The sequence below is a fragment of the Verrucomicrobiota bacterium genome, assembly GCA_016871535.1.
Taxonomy (GTDB): domain Bacteria; phylum Verrucomicrobiota; class Verrucomicrobiia; order Limisphaerales; family SIBE01; genus VHCZ01.
The window spans coordinates 1-4,511 of record VHCZ01000376.1; the positions used below are offsets into that span (position 1 = coordinate 1).

A 4,511-nucleotide genomic window follows, 5' to 3' on the forward strand; every position below is an offset into this window, starting at 1 on the left:
GCCGCCGTGAATTCGAGGAACGATGTGCTCGACGTGAAGGGCGGCTAACGGGGAATCGTCCTGGCGGAGTTGACAATACTCGCAGCGATGTCCAGCGCGTTCTCGGACATGCGCTCTCGTCTGGGAGTCCATCAGCTACGACTGAACTTGTCTTAGACGACGCGCCTGCCGCTGCAGGATCGCGACGAATTTATTCGCCCGCACGTAACCTTCGTACTCGGCCCGTTCAGGTTCAGTCAGGTGGCCTTCGGTTGATCTGCCGGCAAGTTCTTCAATGCGCGCCTGCAATTCAGCATCGGGACGGAAACTTAGGACCGCGTCCGCTTTGTCCGGGAAAACAATTTCTATCACCGGACGAACTCCCCTATCAAAGGCTGCTATTTCTATCGTCGTTTCCATGGCGAGAAGCTACTCCCCCAGCGCGCGTTTTGGCAAACGTGGAATTCGCGGGCCGCTCCATCGAGACATTTTGGTTACCCGCGAACAAGTCGCGCGACATGTCGGCAAGTGATTACCCGGAGAGAACCAACGACCAAAGACCGAAGACCAGAGGTCAGGAGTCAGTTGCCAGTTGCCAGTTGACGGTTGTCGGTTGCCGGTGGGCAGAGGGCGGAGGGAGTGCGAGGGTGTCGTAGGCTGAGACTCGGGGCTGAATAACTACTCGACTGAACGGTCAGCAAGAGCTGGATTGACTGGCCGCAACACAGAAAGCGCACGGAAACTTCCGTGCGCTTTTTGATTCTCCGGGCTCTGAACAGAAGGGAACGAAGGAATTGGGGATTGGGATTTGCCGCGATTACCCTGAAGAAAGCAGTTCAGCCACAGAGAACGCAGAGATCACAAAGAGCTGCAGGCTCTTGCGCCACTCCATGCCCTCACTCAGGGAGGGGGAATCTTTGCTTGGCCAATGCGTCTGCTCTGTGATCTTTGCGATCTTTGTGGCTGGTCAATTGCCGTCTTTAGGTTTACCACCTCACCGTCACGCCGCCGGGTAATCTGAGGCGATAGGCCGGAGCCGCTGCGGAGGCCGAAAACAAATTAGGCATGCGAACCAACGCGGAACTATGGCCGGTCCGGGAGGCATTCTCGGCGCTCTGAGCCTTCCTGAGCCAAAGCGTCAGGGTCGAATGTCCGACTCCAGCCTGAGCGGCAATTGCCTTTCGCGTGAACCGGCTTCGGCGATAGGCGACCAAAATCCTCCCTCTGTGCCGGCGTGGAGCGTCGGGGTCCGTGAACCCGCGATGATCTCTGCATGCTCCCATCATGTCACCTCGCCCTCACCGTGCCTAGACGGGTTAGCAACACGGATACTCACAATAGGTTACAAAAGGAGTTTCTTAGTAGAGAATCAGGGACGCATTGGAACGCGTCCTTACCGCAGGTGCTGTAATCAGTTGGCGAAGAGGTTGAGGATCAAGGATCCAAGGACATTCGACGGATTCGGAGCATGAAAAGGTTGTGGTCGGCGAGGGCGCCGACCACGGCACGCGGGGCGCGTGCGCTCCCCATTCCGACTGTATTGTTACGGATTGGATTCACGGTTGTGGTTAGCGAAGACGCGTTGAAACTGGCATTCGCAATACCAGAAAAAAAGAAGCCAGATCGCGATCACGGCGATGATCAAGCCCACTCCTGCTCCGGGGCCGACGTACAAATACGCGACCATGAGGAGCAGGACGACCACCTGCAATCCCATTTCCCAGAGGGTGACGAAGGTGTGAGTTTTTCCGGAGCGAACGAGTCTCTGGTAGAAATGCTCGCGGTGAGCGGAATACCAGCGTTCGCGGCGGAGGATGCGACGGGCTAGAGTGATCGCGGTGTCGAGCACGAAATTCGCGTGCAAGAGGACCAAGGGAATGAGCAACGACCAGCCGTGGTCGCGGGATAACCAGAGGACGAGCGTGGCTAACAGAAATCCCAGCGGCGCACTGCCGACGTCGCCCATGAACATGCGGGCGTTGGTGGTCATGAGCATAGATACGATGACGTTCGTTGCGCCCAATATGGCCTGTGGCGAGGCGCGCCGAGGGAGCATAGCCGCAGCGCTCTGTGACCGAGGCGCAACGAAGCCACAGGCCATATTGGGCGCAACCCGGAGGGCGGGAGTTCTTTTCCGGCCAGACTTCGTCGCTCGCTCCTCACAGACCGCTGAAGGGTATGCCCGTCGCTCGCGCCTCGTCTGGCCGCAAAATTCCTTGCCGCGCACGCCATCGTATTTATGTTCATGACCACCTGGGAAATTATGGGGGAGGAATCCGAGGGCGGCACCGGCGATGACGACACTTAGTAGGACAGGCGTACTCATCGCTAGACCACGGACCTGGGGCCGGTTGCCAGTTGCCAGTTGCCAGTTGCCAGTTGTCAGAGGTCGGTGCGTCAGAGGTCAGTGCTTGCCAGTTGCCAGTTGTCAGAGGTCGGTGCGTCAGAGGTCAGTGCCTTGGCGGAGATTGAAGGGGCAGGCGTGGGCAAAGGATGGCTGACAACTGGCAACTGACAACTGGCAACTGACGTCAACAGTGCCATACCTAGACCGGTTATCGCTGTCTGACCGGCGGCGAGGCCGTTGATGCCGTCCATGAAATTGAAGGCGTTGGTGTAACCGGTCAGGCAGAGGAGGGCGAGCAGTGAGCAAAGGGCGAAGAGCAAAGGGGAGAAGTCGAGACCAAAGACCACTGACCACTGACCACCGAGGGCAAACAGCACGGCGACGGCGGCGGCGGCGTGACAGGTAAACCTGAGGCTTGAAGGGAGCGATTTGAGATCATCCAAAAAAGAAACGGCGGCCAGGATGGTGGCCGCCGTGAGGATTACGAAAAGTGGATTCGAAAACGCTCGGAAGAGAAGGAACGAGCCAACTATGAGCAAGGAGAGGACAATGGCAACGCCTCCGCCTCTTACTGTGGGCTGTGAATGGCTGGAGCGCTCATTCGGACGATCAATGATGTTCTTCCTAACCAACCAACGATGGACGACATTTCCAAGTAGGAAGCAAAGGACGGTCGAGCCGAGGAAAAGTAACGTGCAATCAAGCACACGGGCTGACTGTTGTTTGTTCCACCGAGACAGCGCTTCTCAAACACGCCCTAACCTGAATATTTCTCACAACCTCTGGGGAGCACACGCGCCCCCGCCTTCGCGACTGCCATAGCTGCTACGGCAGCGCAGGCGCGTGTTCCCACCGGCACCGTATCTGTTTAGCGTAGGTAGGGCATCGCTGCCGCGACGCCGTGATTCTCGGCAACGAGCGCAGCGATGTTGGCGCTCGCGGGACGACGTGTCAGAACATCGCGGCAGCGATGCCCCACCGCGCTAAACACGTACCCGGCACCTCGCCGGGGGAACATTGTTGAAACTCAAGTACTGAAAGTTGACTCCGCTCGGAGCAGGGAGAGGGGTGCATCTACTTCTGCGATCATCGTTAACCGCGTGTTTCGATTCCCGATGTATCGGGACCGATCGGAATTTGGTTGAAAGGCGTTCGATTAAGCCGCGACTTTTTTCCTCCTCTTTCGTTTCGGCATTGGGGGGAAACATATCGAACAAGGAGCGTTTGACGACAGGCTGAGCTTAGGCCAAACTTAGCCTATGAAAGTTGTTCCTCGTTCGCATACGCAAAAACCGAAATTCAACTGGCGATCGCAATCCTTCACGCTGAGCAAGGCCAAGTCGTACTTGGGGCGGCTGACAGAGAAAGCGATGAAGGGGGAACCCGTTTATATCATCCGCGGTCAGCATCGATTCATTCTCCAGCATGTCCCGGAGATTGAGCCCATTCCCATGCGCCCCCCAGGCTACTTTGCCAGTTGTTACACCAAGGAAGACATCGAGTTCGACAACCGGCTGAGCAAAGCCTCGGTCATTCGTGCGCCCAAGGACCTTGAATGAAGCAGTGGGACATTCATTTCTTTCCTTTCGAGAAGGAAAGGCGGCACCCCGCAGTCATCATCTCCAACGATGAGACGTGCCAAAATCCAGACATTGAGGAAGTCAATGCCCTGCTCTGTACGTCAGCCAGGGTAAATCGAAGTCCGAAGCAGACCGAAGAAGTTTTGGACGAAACGGACGGACTGGATAGGAAGACCATGGTGCGATGCGACAAGATACATCTGCTCCCGAAAAGCAGATTCCAGGAACAGAAAGGCACCGTCACAGACGAACGTCGATACCTCATCAGCCGCAAGATCGTTGAAGTCCTGAGACTTCGCGTTCATCGCTGATGACTCGGATGGGGAAGGAATGTTCTAGCCACTGAGATCGCGGAGATCACAGAGAGCGGATAGTGGAGGACGGAGCAATTGAACGACGGAGGATCTGATCTTAACCAAATTAAGAGTTCTTTTATCCGTGTCCATCCGTGGTTAACCTCTCTTGGCTGCGCCACGAATTTCTTCCACCATCTCAGGCAGGGCTTTCTCGAGGTTCCATTCGGGCTTGAAGCCGAGCATTGTCTCGATCTTTTGTGAACTGAACCAGGCGGAACCGGTTGTCTGACATTTAACCATGGATAACAC

Annotated in this window: 6 protein-coding genes; 2 read left to right on the forward strand and 4 right to left on the reverse strand. The window is 56.4% G+C overall.

The features are described from left to right. Positions 1 to 135: 135 nt before the first annotated feature. The 4 genes from FJ398_26270 to FJ398_26285 form a co-directional block, all read right to left on the reverse strand. Positions 136 to 399 carry a hypothetical protein gene (locus tag FJ398_26270; protein MBM3841391.1) on the reverse strand — a complete coding sequence of 88 codons (264 nt, stop codon included), beginning with the start codon at positions 397 to 399 and terminating at the stop codon, positions 136 to 138. Between the two features lie 566 nt (positions 400 to 965). Beyond that, the gene (locus FJ398_26275; GenBank protein ID MBM3841392.1) at positions 966 to 1,265 is read right to left on the reverse strand and encodes a hypothetical protein; all 300 of its coding nucleotides are present in this window, start codon (positions 1,263 to 1,265) and stop codon (positions 966 to 968) included. Between the two features lie 257 nt (positions 1,266 to 1,522). Further along, complete coding sequence (locus tag FJ398_26280; protein ID MBM3841393.1) at positions 1,523 to 2,305, reverse strand: hypothetical protein; 783 nt, start codon at positions 2,303 to 2,305, stop codon at positions 1,523 to 1,525. A gap of 71 nt (positions 2,306 to 2,376) precedes the next feature. After that, on the reverse strand, positions 2,377 to 3,066 hold the full coding sequence (locus tag FJ398_26285; protein ID MBM3841394.1) for a hypothetical protein: 690 nt from the start codon (positions 3,064 to 3,066) through the stop codon (positions 2,377 to 2,379). Between the two features lie 519 nt (positions 3,067 to 3,585). Here FJ398_26285 and FJ398_26290 point away from each other — a divergent pair. Together FJ398_26290 and FJ398_26295 are read left to right on the forward strand one after the other, a co-directional pair. Continuing rightward, entirely contained in the window at positions 3,586 to 3,885 is a 300-nt protein-coding gene (locus FJ398_26290; GenBank protein MBM3841395.1) for a hypothetical protein, read from the forward strand. Further along, positions 3,882 to 4,217 (forward strand): type II toxin-antitoxin system PemK/MazF family toxin, encoded by a 336-nt coding sequence (locus FJ398_26295; GenBank protein ID MBM3841396.1) that lies wholly within the window; start codon positions 3,882 to 3,884, stop codon positions 4,215 to 4,217. Before FJ398_26290 ends, FJ398_26295 begins: the two co-directional genes overlap by 4 nt. The last annotated feature ends 294 nt before the right edge of the window (positions 4,218 to 4,511 follow it).